Annotated in this window: 17 protein-coding genes; 3 read left to right on the top strand and 14 right to left on the bottom strand. The window is 35.9% G+C overall.

Features of this window, described 5'->3' with window-relative positions; translation table 11 throughout:
* The first annotated feature begins 162 nt into the window (after window positions 1–162).
* Window positions 163–870 carry a class I SAM-dependent methyltransferase gene (locus tag AN957_RS09285; protein ID WP_056683620.1) on the top strand — a complete coding sequence of 236 codons (708 nt, stop codon included), beginning with the start codon at window positions 163–165 and terminating at the stop codon, window positions 868–870.
* Between the two features lie 93 nt (window positions 871–963).
* Here the strand turns inward: AN957_RS09285 and AN957_RS09280 are convergent, their stop codons facing one another.
* The 7 genes from AN957_RS09280 to AN957_RS09250 all read right to left on the bottom strand — a co-directional run bounded on the left by AN957_RS09280 (window position 964) and on the right by AN957_RS09250 (window position 8,094).
* Window positions 964–2,247 (bottom strand): MFS transporter, encoded by a 1,284-nt coding sequence (locus AN957_RS09280; protein WP_053475322.1) that lies wholly within the window; start codon window positions 2,245–2,247, stop codon window positions 964–966.
* A gap of 201 nt (window positions 2,248–2,448) precedes the next feature.
* Entirely contained in the window at window positions 2,449–3,750 is a 1,302-nt protein-coding gene (locus tag AN957_RS09275) for an alkaline phosphatase family protein (RefSeq protein ID WP_056687121.1), read from the bottom strand.
* A gap of 185 nt (window positions 3,751–3,935) precedes the next feature.
* Window positions 3,936–5,411: a sodium:solute symporter family protein gene (locus tag AN957_RS09270; protein ID WP_056683617.1), complete on the bottom strand. Its 1,476-nt coding sequence runs from the start codon at window positions 5,409–5,411 to the stop codon at window positions 3,936–3,938.
* 2 nt (window positions 5,412–5,413) lie between these two features.
* Window positions 5,414–5,596 (bottom strand): hypothetical protein, encoded by a 183-nt coding sequence (locus tag AN957_RS09265; protein WP_056683614.1) that lies wholly within the window; start codon window positions 5,594–5,596, stop codon window positions 5,414–5,416.
* A 166-nt stretch (window positions 5,597–5,762) separates the two neighbouring features.
* Complete coding sequence (locus tag AN957_RS09260; RefSeq protein ID WP_056683611.1) at window positions 5,763–6,398, bottom strand: FMN-dependent NADH-azoreductase; 636 nt, start codon at window positions 6,396–6,398, stop codon at window positions 5,763–5,765.
* Window positions 6,399–6,575: 177 nt separating this feature from the next.
* Entirely contained in the window at window positions 6,576–7,274 is a 699-nt protein-coding gene (locus AN957_RS09255; protein WP_053475318.1) for a hypothetical protein, read from the bottom strand.
* 4 nt (window positions 7,275–7,278) lie between these two features.
* Complete coding sequence (locus tag AN957_RS09250; protein WP_056683608.1) at window positions 7,279–8,094, bottom strand: ATP-binding cassette domain-containing protein; 816 nt, start codon at window positions 8,092–8,094, stop codon at window positions 7,279–7,281.
* A 175-nt stretch (window positions 8,095–8,269) separates the two neighbouring features.
* Here AN957_RS09250 and AN957_RS09245 point away from each other — a divergent pair, with 175 nt between their 5' ends.
* Window positions 8,270–9,424 carry an acyl-CoA dehydrogenase family protein gene (locus tag AN957_RS09245; RefSeq protein ID WP_056683604.1) on the top strand — a complete coding sequence of 385 codons (1,155 nt, stop codon included), beginning with the start codon at window positions 8,270–8,272 and terminating at the stop codon, window positions 9,422–9,424.
* Between the two features lie 69 nt (window positions 9,425–9,493).
* Here the strand turns inward: AN957_RS09245 and AN957_RS09240 are convergent, their stop codons facing one another.
* Window positions 9,494–9,958, bottom strand: coding sequence for a CBS domain-containing protein (locus tag AN957_RS09240; protein ID WP_053475315.1), 465 nt, complete (start codon window positions 9,956–9,958; stop codon window positions 9,494–9,496).
* Window positions 9,959–10,061: 103 nt separating this feature from the next.
* Window positions 10,062–10,721 carry a TetR/AcrR family transcriptional regulator gene (locus AN957_RS09235; RefSeq protein WP_053475314.1) on the bottom strand — a complete coding sequence of 220 codons (660 nt, stop codon included), beginning with the start codon at window positions 10,719–10,721 and terminating at the stop codon, window positions 10,062–10,064.
* A gap of 160 nt (window positions 10,722–10,881) precedes the next feature.
* On the opposite strand from AN957_RS09235, the gene AN957_RS09230 reads away from it, so the two are divergent.
* Window positions 10,882–11,118, top strand: coding sequence for a DUF2187 family protein (locus tag AN957_RS09230; protein ID WP_053475313.1), 237 nt, complete (start codon window positions 10,882–10,884; stop codon window positions 11,116–11,118).
* A 107-nt stretch (window positions 11,119–11,225) separates the two neighbouring features.
* Here the strand turns inward: AN957_RS09230 and AN957_RS09225 are convergent, their stop codons facing one another.
* The 5 genes from AN957_RS09225 to AN957_RS09205 all read right to left on the bottom strand — a co-directional run bounded on the left by AN957_RS09225 (window position 11,226) and on the right by AN957_RS09205 (window position 16,437).
* Window positions 11,226–11,981, bottom strand: coding sequence for an amino acid ABC transporter ATP-binding protein (locus AN957_RS09225; protein WP_053475312.1), 756 nt, complete (start codon window positions 11,979–11,981; stop codon window positions 11,226–11,228).
* A 23-nt stretch (window positions 11,982–12,004) separates the two neighbouring features.
* Complete coding sequence (locus AN957_RS09220) at window positions 12,005–12,718, bottom strand: amino acid ABC transporter permease (protein WP_231690041.1); 714 nt, start codon at window positions 12,716–12,718, stop codon at window positions 12,005–12,007.
* Window positions 12,719–12,730: 12 nt separating this feature from the next.
* Entirely contained in the window at window positions 12,731–13,438 is a 708-nt protein-coding gene (locus AN957_RS09215; RefSeq protein WP_053475311.1) for an amino acid ABC transporter permease, read from the bottom strand.
* Window positions 13,439–13,474: 36 nt separating this feature from the next.
* Complete coding sequence (locus AN957_RS09210) at window positions 13,475–14,338, bottom strand: transporter substrate-binding domain-containing protein (RefSeq protein WP_231690040.1); 864 nt, start codon at window positions 14,336–14,338, stop codon at window positions 13,475–13,477.
* 434 nt (window positions 14,339–14,772) lie between these two features.
* A complete protein-coding gene (locus AN957_RS09205) occupies window positions 14,773–16,437 on the bottom strand; it encodes a sensor domain-containing diguanylate cyclase (RefSeq protein WP_056683601.1) in 1,665 nt (554 codons plus the stop codon).
* Window positions 16,438–16,630 lie beyond the last annotated feature (193 nt).

The following is a 16,630-nucleotide window of genomic DNA, read 5'->3' as shown; positions in this document are numbered from 1 at the left end:
TCAACTAAACGGTGATATGAATCACAAAAAAATGGCATTCGCTAATAATAGTGGCATTTCGATAAAAGAAGTGTTTATTCGCTATGATGACAATCACAGTGTTTTGTCCTTTTTTTCGTATAGTTAAGAGAGAAAATATAAAAAAGAAAGGATGATTACTAGATGTCATTTTATAAAATTTTGACACCCTATTATGATCAAATTTTCCCTGCAAATAAACATACAAAGCAATTTCTATCCGCTCATTTACCTAAAGGCGGAAAAATCTTAGATGTTGGTGCTGGAACGGGGAATATGGCACTTGCTCTTGCAAAGGAAGGCTTCACTGTCACTGCGACTGAGCCTGAAGAAAGAATGGCCGAAGAGATACGTATGAAGGCATTAGCAGAAACTATATCACTTAATGTTGAGACTAAAGCTATGCAACAAGTAGATGAATTCACAGAAACCTATGATGGCATCTATTGCATAGGCAATACCATTGCACACTTAAAGAATTTGGAAGAAATCGATCAATTTTTGCAGGTAACCTTCAATAAACTGAATGAAAATGGAGTTTTTATTCTTCAAATAGTAAATTTTGAAAGAGTATTAGGAAAAAAGGATTTCTCCTTCCCAGTGATTAGAAAGGAAAATTTAGAATTTCAACGCCATTACAATTTAGCTAGGGATAATATACTTTTTACTACCACCTTGACAGTAGATGGGGAAACTCAATCCAATACTCTTCCATTGTATCCAGCTACAGCGAGTCAGCTGCTGCCACTGCTTGAAAGCTGTAGATTTAAAGAAATTAACTCATTTGGGAATTTTAATAGCAGCCCTTACTCTATTGATACACCAGCTTTCATTGTTACTGCGAAAAAATAATCCGGTTACATGCACCATACGGGGAATTCTCCTCTGTATATTCTGAAAGAAAAAAGCTGCAATCTATAAAATGGATTGCAGCTTTTTCTCGAATTAGTGTGTGGTATTTGATATTGATTGATCTGTTGCCACTCCCCCATGCTTTGGAACACGAAGAAGCAACACCCCGCCAATGACAAATAAAATGACAAGACTGAATACCCCACTATTAGTATTCCCAGTGATTTGTGCGGTAGCACCAACAAGTACTGGACCGGCAATCGCAGCAAACTTGCCGAAAATATTATAGAAGCCAAAGAATTCATTCGAAGATTGCTTTGGAACCAGCTTAGCAAAATAGGCACGGCTAAGAGCTTGAACCCCACCTTGAACGGTTCCTACGAGCAGAGCAAGAACCCAGAAATCTATGGCTGTTTTTAGGAAGTAAGCATAAATACAAATGAAAATATACATAAGAATTCCGACCATAATCATTCTTTTTTCATTAAATCTTTGTCCCAGCTTGCCAAATAGAACTGTAAATGGCGCGGCTATTACCTGCGTAACAAATAAGACAATTAATAGAGTCGTTGAATCGATCCCAATGTCAGAACCATAGGCTGTTGCCATCGTAAATATTGTATGAACCCCATCAATATAAAAGAAATATGCTAATAAGAATAGAAATAACGCACGATAGGCTTTAATATTTTTCAATGTGGTAAAAAGCTTCTTAAAACTAGCAGAAACAGGATTCGGCACACGCTCTTCATAGTACATTTGCTCAACATTTTTCAGCATCGGCATTGTGAAAAGTCCCCACCATAACGCTGTAATGACAAAGGCAATCTGGCTGGCAATTCCTACAGACAACGGTATAACACCTTTCTGAGCTAAAATAATAATAGCAATAGACAAGATAAAAGGAATCGTGCTTCCGATATATCCAAGGGCAAAACCATTTGCGGAAATACGGTTCATTCGATCCTCACTCGTAACGTCTACAAGAAATGCATCATAAAATATATTTGCCCCAGCAAATCCGATTGAAGTCAGCACAAAACAAATTAATAAGATTAGCCACTGTTCAGTTGGGACAACCGCAAGGATTAATGTAAAAACAATTCCTAAACAGGCAAAGAAGGTAAAAAACCTTTTCTTAAACCCTCTAAAATCAGCAATCGTCCCTAATAATGGAGCTAATATTGAAACGATTAATGTAGCAAATGAATTAGCATATCCCCAATAGGCTGTTGATGTTGCGGCAGAAATTCCTGCCGCTGTTGCAGCTGATTTAAAATACAAAGGAAAAATGGCAGTAACAACAACAATGGAGTAAGCCGAGTTCGCCCAATCATAAAACACCCAGCTACGTTCAGGTTTGGACATTTTCTTCATTAAACAACCTCCTTATACTAAATGCGGAAGCGCCTTCGGAACAATCAAAGGCGGATTGTTCCTGCGTGGATTACTCAAAGGAGCTTTCCTTAGTGTTCAGCCCCGACAAGCACAAGACAAGCCTCCTGAAAAGGTGCTCTTTACCTTTTTGGGAGGATTGGCTTGTGACCTCGAGGGGCTAGGCGCTGGAGCTGAATCTCCTTATGGATCCTTTAAATTTAAGAACTTTTCTATTACTTGCCCATCAGTGTGCCCTAGGTCCACCCCTAGCAATCTAGCTAAAGTTGGACCAATATCAATGAGTCTCATAAAAGGAACTTCCTCATCCGCAAGAATCCCTTTTCCTGATGCAAGGAAAAATGTTGAATAATCTTGCTTCTCTGGCGAATATCCATGACAGGCAAGCATATATTTATTATTTTCCCAGACATCTTTCTGCGTCACATGCTTTATATACTCGCCCTCATGAGACTCAAGAAAGTAAAAGCCAAGACGAGCCTCGACCATATATGCACAAGTAGAATCTGCCCCTTTTCTACCAGCCTCCTCTCCAGTTAGAATTCTTTCAATGCCGTTGTCAGGATCGGCTATTAATTCATCTAGAATATTTTTCACCGCTTGTTTCGTTTGATTGTCATTATTATTTTTTAAGTAAATATATGCTGAGCCGTCACAGCCATTGCAATAGACCTTCCAATCGGTTATTTTCCCTTTAGAATCAATAGATATTAGGTTCTTTTCCCGGAAAATTACATTTAAATGAACAGCTTTATTTTCATCCAATGCACTATGATCCCCAAGAATAACAATTGTTGTTTCCTCATATCTTCCGTTTTCCTCGAGTGCATCCAAAATACGTCCAAGTCTTTGATCATGCCGGTGAATGGCATCTGTTGCCTCATCTGAAAACACGCCATAATTATGGCGCATCGTATCCAGATCTGTAAAATGAACGAGAAGTAAATTTGGTTCTTTCGTCAAAATTGTATGAACCGTGGATTCTAAAACAAAATCATCCAATTCTGGCTGGTTTAATCCATTCCGTATGGAACCAAAACGTTTATTTAACTCCCATTGATACGAAGGGGTGCCGCTCATGAGCGATACGAGAATTTGGTTCTGCCACGGCCGATTCGGAAATATTTCTGGCAAATTGTATTGAATACTTTTTGCTTTCCCAGTAACTGGCCATAAAAGCGCCGCTGTTGTTAGGTTGGCTTTGCACGCTTCATCGTATAATGTCGTACCCTTAATTGCACTTCGAAACCAATTCCAATCAGGAGAAGCAACACCTGGCTGTAATAATGTATTATTAATCACCCCATGACGATTCGGGTAATTACCGGTAACAATCGTTGCATGACATGGATATGTAACAGAAGGATAAATCGTTTCCACATTTTTTGAAAACGATCCTTTTTGAAAAACCCGCATGAAATTTGGCAGTGTATGGATGAGCGGGAAATCTAATGCAGATAAACAATCAAAAGAAATAACAATCATATTTTTCGTTAATGCAGTCAATATGAAATAGCCTCCATTTGAAAACTCTTACTATTTATTTTACCATTATATAGGAATGAGTTATATGTAAATATATTTTATTTATTATGAATTTTTTGTAAATTATTAAAATGTCTATCTTTTAAGTAAATAAGCTCCCCTCTTCAATCGAGGGGAGCTTATCATTATACAATTTTACTTCTCTTTAGTTCTGTCTTTAAGTAACTTAAAAATTCATCCGCTTTTTTCTCAGGAGCTTTCGTTATCAAACTAACTGTAATAAAGAGAATCGAGGAGATAACTATTCCCCATATTCCTGAAGCAAGTCCAAACGGCTTTAGTTTGGCAAATTCAAAAATAATTACAATAACACCACTAACAATTACACTAGTCATTACGCCAGCAGCTGTACCTCTTTTCCAAAAAAACGCGCCAATTATAGCTGGTACTACAACTAGTAAGCCTGCTGATGATGCTACTGACAGCACGGCAATTAAATTTACATTCATCTGTGCAAATAGATAAGCCAATATCGCAATGATTGGGATAACAATTTTCCCAACAAGCAGCTGGCTTTTATCACTCGAATCTTTCTTTATATATCCGTATACATCCCTTGCAAATAAAGAAGATAATGTTAGTAAAATAGAATCAATCGTCGAGATGGCCGCTGCCATAATTCCAACCATCACAATTACCGCAAGAATAGGCGATACTAAATCTGATGATACTATTTTTGGTGTGGCAAGATCTGGATTCGCCAAGTCTGGAAACATTGCTGCAGCAGAAAATCCCCAGATGACAGAAACTAGCGTATATACAAAACCGAATATTAAAAATCCCATCAGCATCGTTCTTAAACTTTTCATTGAAGCTGGCATAAATAATCTTTGACTTACTTGTGGATTAGACAAACTAAAGAAAAACCAAGGAATCGTTAATCCTAAAAAGTTTACAAAGCTAAAAAATCCATTTCCAGGAACCGTTAATGAATGTGGCTGGTTTGTCTCAAGAGTTTCGAAGAATGAACCGAAACCACCTAAACCATTGATAATGAGAATAACAACCAATGTAGCAGAAACAATCATAAATAATGCTTGTAAGGAATCCGTCCAGGCAACTGATCGAATACCAGCAATATAAGAAAAAACAATAGCAAGGACTGTCGCAATAATCACACCCGTAGTAAATGGAATCGCATTATTTGTCATCCCCTGCAAAAGATAGCCTACCCCAGCAAGCTGAACTGCACTGTAAGGAATAAGGAATAGACAGCTGAATATGGAAACAACCATTGCGACCTTTTTATTATTATAACGATCACCTAACATTTCTGATGGTGTCACATATCCATATTTCTTCCCTACCAACCAAAACCTTGGCCCAAAAAACGCAACTAAGGATACACCCATAAAATAGATAATTTCGAAACCAAATGCACCTACTCCACCTTTATATGTTAATCCTGCTAATCCAACCAGCATAAAGGCACTATAAGTTGTTGCACTATAACTTAATGCAGATACGAAGCCGCCTAATTTGCGATCTCCAAGAAAATAACTAACCATATTCGTTTGTTTTCCACTTCTTGATAAATAAGCAACAAATAAAGAAATAATGATATAAATTGCAATTGTCCACCAAACCATATTCGTACTCAAGATTACTCACCCCACTTCCTCGTTATCAAATAATTAATTCCAATAATTGCTATTGCCAAAATTGTCCACAATAAAAAACTTCCATACCATGCGGCTATGTTTGTAAACAAAGTATATGGAAGTATATAACCGAGCAAAACAATCACAAGGATTACTAACGCCCATTTCAACTCTGTAGATTTCATAGAATCACCCCCAGCTACTAACATAAAAAAATAGCAAATTAACAACCTTATTATACACCAGAATATTCATATGTAAAGACACCTATATTTTATAAAAAAATAGCTCTAACTCCTTAGCTAGGAATTAGAGCTACTACTGCTGTTATTTTGTCAATCATCAAACGAATTATGCATGAACTGGTGATAATTTACCAGTTGAAGCTTTGACACGCTCCATACCTTCTGACACAATTTCTTCTGCACGGTCAGGGTATTGATTATGACCCTCGATAATCACTTCTTCAATTTGCTGAATACCAAACAGATTCATAATTTGTCTTACATAGTTTACACTCATTTCAAGTGGAGCCATTTGCGGTGTAGAGTAATCTCCCCCACGTGCATTTAAAATGATAACCTTTTTCTCAGGCACCAATCCAACAGGTCCATTTTCAGTATATTTAAACGTTACACCTGCACGGTAAATATAGTCAATGAAAGTTTGTAGTGCTGCTGGGATTGTTTGATTCCATAATGGGAATGCGAATACTACTGTATCTGCAGCCATAAATGCATCCATCGCTTTTGTTGAAGCAGCAAGAATACGTTGCTCGATATCATTTAATTCTGCACCTTGTGCAGTTTTTCCCATCGCATTGAAAAAGTCCTGACCGAAATATGGCATATCCTCTGCGAAAACATCAAATGTATTTAGTTCAATACCAGAAACTTTTCTAGCTTCCTCCATGAAAACTTCATACATTCTGCTTGAAATGCCCTCTGTTGCAGGACGATTATTAGCTTTAACTACTAAAACGTTCATTATAATCTTATCTCCTAACTTTATATCTATTTATTACCTCGAAATAAAATATATTTAATTCAAGATACATTGATATACTACAATAATCGCTGCGAGCCGTCAACTGATATAACTTTTAATTTTTTTATAAAAAAAGTGAATCAATCACTAAAATTGATTCACCCTTCCATAATTTTATTAACGCTCCTTCTTTAAAAATAGCAAAACAACTATGATTGTGGTTAGAGTAATATAAATAATCACAAAAATAATATTGATCCAAAAGTCTGTGTTTACAATAAATTCATTCCCCATATGTTCAATAACATTAAAAACCGGCGGGAAAATCCATAGAACCCACTTCAAAAAGGCTGCCGTTTCTATCAATGACTTTGATGCTAGTGAACAAACTATTACAAATACAGCTGATAGCCAGGCGTACCTTTTAACGGCTAAACCTGTTGCTGAAAAAAGCGTTCCTACTAAAACTCCAAAAATAGCAAAAACAGTGTGGCAAAAAAATGTTAACAGATAATATTCTATTGTCATTCCATCATTAAAACTGCCAGTGATGATTGGAAAGAACACTGCAAATAGCATGAGTGGGATCATCATAAGAAATAAAGTATGCCATTTACCTCGCAAGTATCTCCATTTACTTCCTAAATGTGCGAATAGAATATGCTTTTCACTTTCTTCCTCCATCGAAAACATGGCCATTGCTAGCCATGTCATTACTAAGTATATAGCGATAGACGAAACTCCATAGCTGCTTAGTATGGGCACGTTTTTATATGCATACAAAATAAATATCCAAGCCAGGTATATGACAACTGGGGGAATAAACTTTAATGACCGGATAAAGTTTAATAGCTCATAACGGACAAAAGCTGACACTTTCCTACCTCTTCTCTATTAACTCCACAATTGAGCAGCCACTTTCTAAGAGCTTGGTTAGAACTTCATCCGAATGATCACATAAAACCGTTATCTCAACTGTATGTTCTTCTAGATAATGAATATGAATACTAGGAATCTCTAAAGCTATTGTTTGATTCGGAACGATAGCTTTTATACATCTGTATTTTTCCTTTATTTCCTTCTTTTCGTCTGCAATGATCCTTCCATTAGCAACAGTTATCACCCGATCTGCCAAACCATCGATTAATAATGTCTCATGTGCTGTAAAGACGATTGTTAATCCTGTTTTATAAGAAGCTAATTCGTTTAACAGTTCCACTTGTGTCGCTTCATCCAAGCCAGTTAACGGTTCGTCCAATAAAAGAATATCTGGATCGATTAGCAATGCTTGAATAATACCCGCTTTTTGCTTTGTTCCCTTTGAACAATTTTTTAAAGGGGTATTCAAAAAGTCTGTAATGGCGAATATTTCCGCATAGATTTGAATTCTCTTAATGAGTTCAGACTCCGATTTACCGTTCATTTTACCCATTAATAGTAAATATTCCTGCATTTTAAATCGAATATTCTCAGGAAAATGCTCTGGGACATACCCAGTCTTACTCATTATCCTTTTTACTTGACCAGAGGTGTTTTCATAGAAACCGCCAATCAGTTTTAACAAACTGCTTTTTCCCGACCCATTATGTCCAGTGATAGCAACTTTTTCCCCTCGTGAAATACAAAGAGAAATATCATGTAAGATATTTATACCATCAATCTTTTTTCTTGCCCTATCTGCTTCAAAAATAATCATTCAATTGCCTCTACTTTTTTCTTTATTTTACCATCAAAAAGTGTTATTTTTAACTATTTCTTCCTAAGTATTTAATGGAATCTTTTTTCAATAAGATGTATAATTAAGGTTAAATTTAAACCGATAGGATTAGTGAGAAATGGAGTGTTAATTAAATTTAGGGGATGATGGTTGAATGAAATTTCAAGATACACCAAGTTTGAAAGAACGACTTGAATTAATGAGCAAGCTTTCTAAAACATTTTTATCTAGGTCGGCTAAAATTGATGAAGAAGGTGCATTCCCATTTCAAAATATTTCTGAGCTAAAAATGTCTGGCTACACTTCGTTAACTCTCCCAAAAAGATACGGAGGCGAAGAGATTTCTCTATATGATCTTATTCGTTTTCAAGAATATATCGCTAGAGGAGATGGAGCAACCGCCTTATCCATTGGCTGGCATATGGGAATCATTCAGGACTTAGGAGAAAAAAACAGCTGGGATGAATCCATTTTTCAAATGCTCTGTGAAGATGTAAAAAATGGAGCACTTATTAATAATTGTGCTTCAGAACCACAGACTGGGAGTCCCACTAGAGGGGGAAAGCCAACCACTACAGCTGTAAAACACGAAGGATATTGGCTGATTAACGGGCGCAAAACATTTACGACCTTATCCCCTGTTCTTGATTACTTTAATGTAACAGCTTTTATTCCAGAAAGTGACTTGGTTGCCTATTTTTTAATCCCGCGATCAACTCAAGGCGTTGAAATTGAAGAAACATGGGATAGCATCGCAATGAAAGGAACAGGAAGCCATGATTTAGTATTAAATAATGTCAGGATTAAAGACGAATTCTTAGTTGAGTATGTTGAACCTGGAAAAAAAGGAGCTTCTGGATGGCTGCTTCATATTCCTGCATGTTACCTTGGAATCGCTCAAGCTGCTGCGAGCTATGCGATTGAATTTGCCAAGAGCTATTCCCCTAATAGTATAAAGGGAACAATCAGTGATTTTCCTAATGTTCAGCAGAAAATCGGAGAAATAGAATTAGAATTAATGAGAGCAAGACATTTTCTCTATTCGGTTGCTAAACAATGGGATTATTCAACAAAGGATGAGCGGGCCCAAATGAATCCTGAATTAGGTGCAGTAAAGCTTTCCGTCACAAACAGCGCGATCACAGTCGTTGATATAGCAATGAGAATAGTCGGTGCCCGCAGTTTATCTGAAAAAAATCCGCTGCAAAGGTATTACCGAGACGTACGTGCTGGACTTCATAATCCTCCGATGGATGACATGACGATCCTGCTGCTAGCAAAAAATGCGATTAATAGCTACAAAGATTGAATGGTATAAGTAATTGCAATAAAAAAAGCTGAAAGACCATTTTTATGGAGCTTCAGCTTTTTAGCTTCCCTATAATTCATTAAGGATCGATTTTTGAATTTTTCGTATCACGTCTCCCCTGCTGATTACACCAACTACCCTATTATTTTGGTTAACAACTGGGAGCTTTTTAAAATGATGCTTAGATAATAATGTGACCGCATGCTCAATTTCATCATCAGGGGAAACGGTAATAAGCCCTTTTGTTTTTGCAATTTTAATGATTTCCTTCTCTGTTAAATCCTTCAAACGACTTTGTAAATTCTCCTCGCCCAAGTATTCCATATAAAAGACGAAATCATAGACACGCTGCTCAATTGGCTTAATCGATCTCAAAATATCCCCATCAGATACCATTCCTACCAATGTCCCATCAGTTTCACAAATGGGCAGGCCGCCAACTTTTTTTTCAACAAACATCGTCATTACTTCTCTAATACTGTCCTTTGGATGCGCTTTAATTACATTTGTAATCATGAATTCTCTAACCTTCATGCCTTAACACCTCATTGTTGGAACAAATAGTTTATAAATATGAATCATAGTTCAAGTATTTCATGCTGTCTTTTTGAAGTCAAGAAAAAATATGAACTCTAATTCATCTTTTGGTTTCACCGTTACTTTCATACATTTTCTCCATAATTTGTGGAGGAAAAACGAGTCGGCAAATGACCTTAGCCATTTCATCATATTCTAACGGACTTCCACTTTGTTCCTCTTTTTCAGGACTGTTTTCAACCATTAATATTATTGTCCAAGTAACCGTATCTAAATCTAGGTCTTCCCATGTTAGTCCCTCATCTTTGGCACTTTGTAACCCTTTATATATTCTTGCATGCAAACTTTTTCTTGCTTCTAACATGACCTCTGATAGCTCTGGGTCTTTTGGCAATAACTCTGGGAGAACACGATGAATGCCAATAGCTTCTAACGAATTAATATAATGTTCCAGGAGGGACGTGAGCAATTGTTCCGGATTTCTGTGCATCCAATTAGGTACAGGTGGCAACAGCTCTTCCATTTTATCCTCCAATAAAGCCAATAACAGCTGCCGTTTATCTGAAAAATAGCGATAAAATGTCCCCGTTGCTACACCGGCATGAGAAGCAATATCCTTTGCAGTCGTTTGCTCATACCCTTTTTCTATAAATAAACTGCGCCCGCTCTCAAGCAGAGCTAGTCTTTTTTTCTGTGCACGTATTTGTTTCGGTATAGAAGGAAATACCCCAACTAGCTGTCCTTCATCTCTTTCAGACATCCAATCACCTCTTTCCTTATCATATCACATATAAAACATGAACTAAGATTCACTTTAAAATTGACAGACAATTAGTCACATGCAATAATTGAACCAAAGTTCATGTTTTATCTGCACACCATAGATTTCCGATCTCAAAATAGATAGGGGAATGTTGAAAATGTTTACAAGCAAAATAGCTAGCGAAGGAGATCAAGTCCTTTTTAAACGGAACAATCTTTCGATTAATGGAGAGGTTATTAAAGTGAAGGAATCGAGTGTGATTGTACAAATCAGTCCTTCTGATGCAGACCGAATAAATATTGATACACTCTATACCGTTGTGTCGCATCGGAATTATAAGCTATTGAATACTAACAAACATCTGTCATTTTCAGACTCAGCTGAAAATTTGTGAAGGATGGAATGACATAAGCCATTTTAGGATTAAATGAAAAGCCCAATTTCTCACTATCATTTTTGAGAAATTGGGCCACGATCAAAATATTATCCATTCACCAACAGCTAAATATAATAAGTAAAATCCTCTGGCAATACCCTCTTTAAAAATTTTCTCGTACGCTCTTCTTTTGGATGGACGAAAATATCTTTTGGTGATCCCTCTTCAATAACAATTCCTTCATCCATAAAGATCACTCTGTTTGCTACATCTTTTGCAAAAGACATTTCATGTGTGACAACTAACATCGTTGTTCCCTCTTTAGCGATATTCTTCATTACTGTTAATACCTCACCGACAAGTTCAGGATCAAGTGCAGAAGTCGGTTCATCAAAAAGAATAATATCAGGATCAATTACCACCGCCCTCGCAATGCCAACCCTCTGCTGTTGTCCGCCAGATAATTCACTAGGATATGCATTGTATTTTTCTGATAAACCTACCTTATTTAAAGCTTTTTTACCTAGCTCATTCGCTTCCTCTTTTGGCATCTTTCTCCCAACAATCAGTCCTTCGGTTACATTTTCTAATGCCGTTTTATTATTAAATAGATTGTAATTTTGAAAGACAAAGGCAGTTTTCTGCCTTATTGAGTGGATTTGTCTCTTTGATGCCGTTTTCAAGTTTATATCTATCCCGTCAAAAACTGCTAGCCCCTCATCTGCTTTTTCCAGAAAGTTGATGCATCTCAGTAACGTTGTTTTACCTGAGCCGCTTGGCCCAAGAATGACGACAACATCACCCTTATCTATTTTTATGTCTACACCTTTTAAAATCTTACTTTCACCAAATGATTTTTGGATATTTTTAATTTCCAGCATATTGATCACATCCTGCTTCAATCTCAAGCATTTACTGCCTTATACTTAATTAACCGTTTCTCATAAAGTTTGAAAATATATTCTACTAAACTACACAAAATCAAATAGACTAGAAAGATATCGATGTATGCCTCAACATAATTGTATCCCACATTGGCAGCTACTTTTGCCCTTAAAGTGATCTCTTGCAAGGACAGTGCATATCCTAGAGAAGTTGCTTTAATCAGATTAACCGTTACAGTACAAATATTTGGTAATGCAACAACCAATGTCTGAGGGATAATAATTCTTCTAAAAGCTTGCACATTTGTTAAACCAACTGATTGTGCAGCTTCCAGCTGTCCTTTACTCACCGTATTTAATGCCGAACGAAACACTTCAATTAAGATGGCAGTCGTATTAAAGGAAAAAACGATGAAAGCGTACCAAATCGGATTCACATCATACACATTCATCTCGAAGTTATATTTAGTAACTATAGAATCAAGCAATAAAGGGATACTGCTATATACAATAAAAATTTGAACAATAATTGGAGTTCCCCTTACAAAAGAAACGTATATTTGTGCAAATCGATGCAATACCAGAAAACGGTTAATTCTTGATAAGGCAAGTATAAAACCTAAAGGGAGCGCAACCATTAAAGCTACGATTGTGATGGCCAATGCGATAGGCACCCCTGATAATGCAACAAAAAAAGTATCAATCAAAAATTTATAATCCAGACCTTCCGACACTCTTTCACCGCCTTACAACGCTTTCAATGATTGTTTTCCCTTACTAAATGCCCTTTCTAATTTCAAGAAGAAATGTTCAATCGCAATGGAAATAACCCAGTAAATAATAGATAATGCTAGAAAAATTTCCAACGCATGCGCATTGTAGTTACTTGCAATAATAAGATTAGCCTTCCCTACAATATCAATTAACCCAATTGTATAGGCTAAAGCCCCTTCCTGAAGCAGTGCTAGCAAGCTATTGCCAAAGTTAGGAAGCGCGACCACGAATGCCTGTGGAAAAATAATCCTCCCGTAAGCTTGGATATTGCTTAAACCGACACTGACAGCCGCTTCAAATTGGCCTTTATCAATCGATTCATATGCAGAGCGAATGACCTCACACATTAACGCACCAAACTGAAGTGAAAAAGTAACAATTACAAAAACAGCTTTGTCAATGTCATTTAGGTTCATCCCTAAATTATTACCAATGGCAGGAATCCCATAATAAACTAAGAAAAGAAGAACGATGGAAGGTGTACATCTTAATATGGTTATATAGCCATTGGCTAAATTCCTAGCAATCTTGCTTTTTCCTAATTTGGCAGCTGCTAAGATAAAGCCAATAATTGTTCCAAATAGAATGGATAAACAAGCAACCATAAATGTCACTTTTAAAAAGGGAAGTAACATGGGTATCGACTGCAGAATATAAGTTGCATCAAAATATTTTTCCATATTTCCTCCCTATCTGCTTTTTCTTTAGCGCTGTTATTATCTGTTCACCTTATCCAATACTTCAAACAAATCTTTTCCATAGAATTCCACACTAAATTCATTTGTCTTTTTTTCTTCTTTTAGCTGTTTTACAGCTTCATCATAGGCATCAGCAAATTCCTGTTCTTTTTTATTAAATAGCGGCCAAGTTTTAATCACTGCGAACTCATTATAAACAACATCATTTTTTAAATGATGGTATGGACCATCTTTAGCAGTCACTTGTTTTTGAAAAGGTCCTTCTATCATTACGCCTCCATCTACACGGCCTTCATTTACCCACTGAACAACATCAACAGAAAATTCATCACCGGCTTTAAGTTTTACCTTATTATCCGGATTAGCTATGTTATATTCATCGATAATCGTATATTGAGCGTTATTTGCAGCAATTGGTGCTAATGTGAAACCAGCTGATGCAAAATCTGCCAAACTTTTAATATTCTCATTTTCTTTTTTTAGGACGAGACCCGCACTGCTTAGTCCTATGAATTCTTTTGGAAATATAAATTTTTCCGTTCTTTCCTGTGTCCAGAAAGCATTCTTTACACCTGCCTGATATTTTCCTTGTTCAACACCAATCAATAAGTCATCACTTGATGTCCCAACATATTCAAATTCGTATGCTGGAAGTAATTCATCCACTTTTTTCATTACTTCCACATCATATCCAGTAGGTTTCCCATTTTCATCTATCCAGGACATTGGTTTTGAAGCTTGATCATAGGCTACTTTTACTTTTCTGATCTTATTATCAGATGAAGCTCCAGACTCTGTACTAGTCTTAGAACCTGATCCACATCCGGCCAAAATCATTACAAGTGCAAATCCAGTTACAAAAGTTTTTAAAACTACTTTCACTTTATTCACTCCCCTACCTCAATACCAATAAAACACAGTTGTTTAATCGGATTAATATAAATAAGATGTTAGCATTATCTAAATTTTCCGTCAATGCATTTTTGTAAAATTTTATCAATAAAAAACGACACCCTTTGCAGAGTATCGTCTTCTATTTATATTTAAACTTTTCAGGGAACTGCTTGACAATATTGGAGAGACAGTTGCGGAATCAATTGGATCTTGGTAATATCATAAAGCCTTATTTTGGAGAAGAAGCAGGCACAAAGTGTAACTATTACAATGAGTGAAATGAATAACTTTTTCAATTACTAATTCTCCTTTACCTATATTTTTTCCAATTTAGTATGCGCACTAGTTCTTTTCTGATATAAAAAAAATCATGCAGGGTTCATCCATCAGGATGCTCTACATGAAATATCTTCAGTCCATCTTTATTTAATTCGATACGTATTCCTGCCAGCTCTTTTTGCTTCATAAAGTGCGAGATCAGCCGTCTTTAGTATACTTGATTCAGTTGGATATTCATCAAATATAATGGCAATGCCCATACTCGTTGTAATTTTAAACTCATGATTGTTAATATTCCATGGCTCATCCATAGATTTTTGAATTTGCTCTGCAATTGCCGCTACTTCTTTTTTTGACTGTCTATTTGGTAAAAGAACAGTGAATTCATCCCCGCCAAGTCGAGCAATTATTTGATCGTTTTGAAGACAATTACTAACCCTCTTACTGAACTCCACCAACACCTCATCACCAATATCATGACCCATTTCGTCATTGATACATTTAAAGTGATCAATATCCATCAAAATGACAGCCAATCCCATTTTATTTTTTTTGCACTCATTTAATGTATGTGTTAGTTTCTCTTTAAATAATCGGCGATTTGGCAAATTGGTTAATGAATCATGGAAAGCAATATGCTTCAGCTTCAGTTCATATTCCTTTTGCATGTGAATGTCTCTTGTCACACAGACCATATGTATGAATTGACTTTGATTATCAAATACAGGTGTTCCACATAATTCACACCAAATCCAGCCTTTTGTTTTATGCTTGTTCAACACTTGCAGCTTCCATGATTTTTCATTTTTTATAGATTGTAAGATCGATTCCCACAATTTATCCTTATGTTCTAAATGAATATTATGAAAAAAATACTTTCCTATGTATTCCTCCTTATTAAAGCCAAGCACAGTCTTATATGAGGGGGATACATATATAATTTTTCCCTTTTCATCAAGCATTGTAATTAAATCTTGAGAGTTTTCTGCAATTATTCTAAAACGCTGTTCACTTTCCTGATACATTTTCAGAATCATTAATTGTTCGGTAACATCTTTTAATATCCAGTAAATACCAACCACTTCACCATTCACAATTGTCGGTGTGAATTTCGCAATGACTTCCACACGGTTACCAGATTTATTCGTAATAGCAATATTAATATGCTGATTTTTCCCTTCAACTGCACGATTGAAGCTTTCCATTGTTGTATTTATATTCTCTACAACAACCAATGAAATAAAATTGGAATCGGTTAGGCTATTTGCTTGGTAGCCAGTTACATCTTTAACAGCAGCATTGCCTTTTATGATCTGACCATTCCTATTAATTGAAAAAATAGCATCTTCATTAAATTCATACAAGGAACGATAGCGCTGCTTACTTTCAAGAAGACTGTCCCAATAGCTTTTTAATTCAAATTCGCCCCATTTTTTCTCTGTTACGTCATGGACAAGTGCAACGATATGTGTACATTTGTTTGAATCATCGAAAAGAGGAGATAGTGTTATTTCTGAATAATACATTTCACCTAATAGAGAAGTGCTTGAGTCTTCATATGTTACACTTTCAAGGCTAATAACAACTTTTTTATAATGTTCAATTAAAAAATCCGCTCTTTCAGCTGCATATACATCACGAATTGATTGCCCAATTACAGTTTTAGTAAGTCCTGTTTTCTCCATAGCGGCACGGTTCAAATAAACATAGACAAAATCCAAGTCATTAATAACCTTCACGATGAAGACACTTTCTTTTATACCTTCCATGAGAACACTATTTAATAAATCCCCTTTGATTTCAAACATCAATCATCACCTTTCTTATTTTGCTCCTACTAAAATATTTTATTTATCCCTATTGTTATGAGGATAATAGATTTTTACCTTTTTCTTCAGAATAATACTACACATTTTCAATTTCCTTAGCAATGTCCAATAGTTATATATTTTATCCTTTTTCTTACCATTCTAAAATAAATAATGCAAAACTTATTTTAAA

This window comes from Cytobacillus solani, assembly GCF_001420595.1.
Classification (GTDB): domain Bacteria; phylum Bacillota; class Bacilli; order Bacillales; family Cytobacillaceae; genus Cytobacillus; species Cytobacillus solani.
Note: the sequence above shows the minus strand (reverse complement) of the source record. Positions and strands in the feature narration are given on the sequence as shown.

Coding starts and splice junctions, on each gene's coding strand:
- AN957_RS09250 (WP_056683608.1), bottom strand. CDS start 8,094: ATGATTATTTTTGAAGCAGATAGGGCAAGAAAAAAGATTGATGGTATA.
- AN957_RS09235 (WP_053475314.1), bottom strand. CDS start 10,721: ATGTCTGAAAGAGATGAAGGACAGCTAGTTGGGGTATTTCCTTCTATA.
- AN957_RS09265 (WP_056683614.1), bottom strand. CDS start 5,596: ATGAAATCTACAGAGTTGAAATGGGCGTTAGTAATCCTTGTGATTGTT.
- AN957_RS09285 (WP_056683620.1), top strand. CDS start 163: ATGTCATTTTATAAAATTTTGACACCCTATTATGATCAAATTTTCCCT.
- AN957_RS09215 (WP_053475311.1), bottom strand. CDS start 13,438: ATGGAAAAATATTTTGATGCAACTTATATTCTGCAGTCGATACCCATG.
- AN957_RS09225 (WP_053475312.1), bottom strand. CDS start 11,981: ATGCTGGAAATTAAAAATATCCAAAAATCATTTGGTGAAAGTAAGATT.
- AN957_RS09245 (WP_056683604.1), top strand. CDS start 8,270: ATGAAATTTCAAGATACACCAAGTTTGAAAGAACGACTTGAATTAATG.
- AN957_RS09275 (WP_056687121.1), bottom strand. CDS start 3,750: ATGATTGTTATTTCTTTTGATTGTTTATCTGCATTAGATTTCCCGCTC.
- AN957_RS09240 (WP_053475315.1), bottom strand. CDS start 9,958: ATGAAGGTTAGAGAATTCATGATTACAAATGTAATTAAAGCGCATCCA.
- AN957_RS09205 (WP_056683601.1), bottom strand. CDS start 16,437: ATGTTTGAAATCAAAGGGGATTTATTAAATAGTGTTCTCATGGAAGGT.
- AN957_RS09230 (WP_053475313.1), top strand. CDS start 10,882: ATGTTTACAAGCAAAATAGCTAGCGAAGGAGATCAAGTCCTTTTTAAA.
- AN957_RS09260 (WP_056683611.1), bottom strand. CDS start 6,398: ATGAACGTTTTAGTAGTTAAAGCTAATAATCGTCCTGCAACAGAGGGC.
- AN957_RS09280 (WP_053475322.1), bottom strand. CDS start 2,247: ATGAAGAAAATGTCCAAACCTGAACGTAGCTGGGTGTTTTATGATTGG.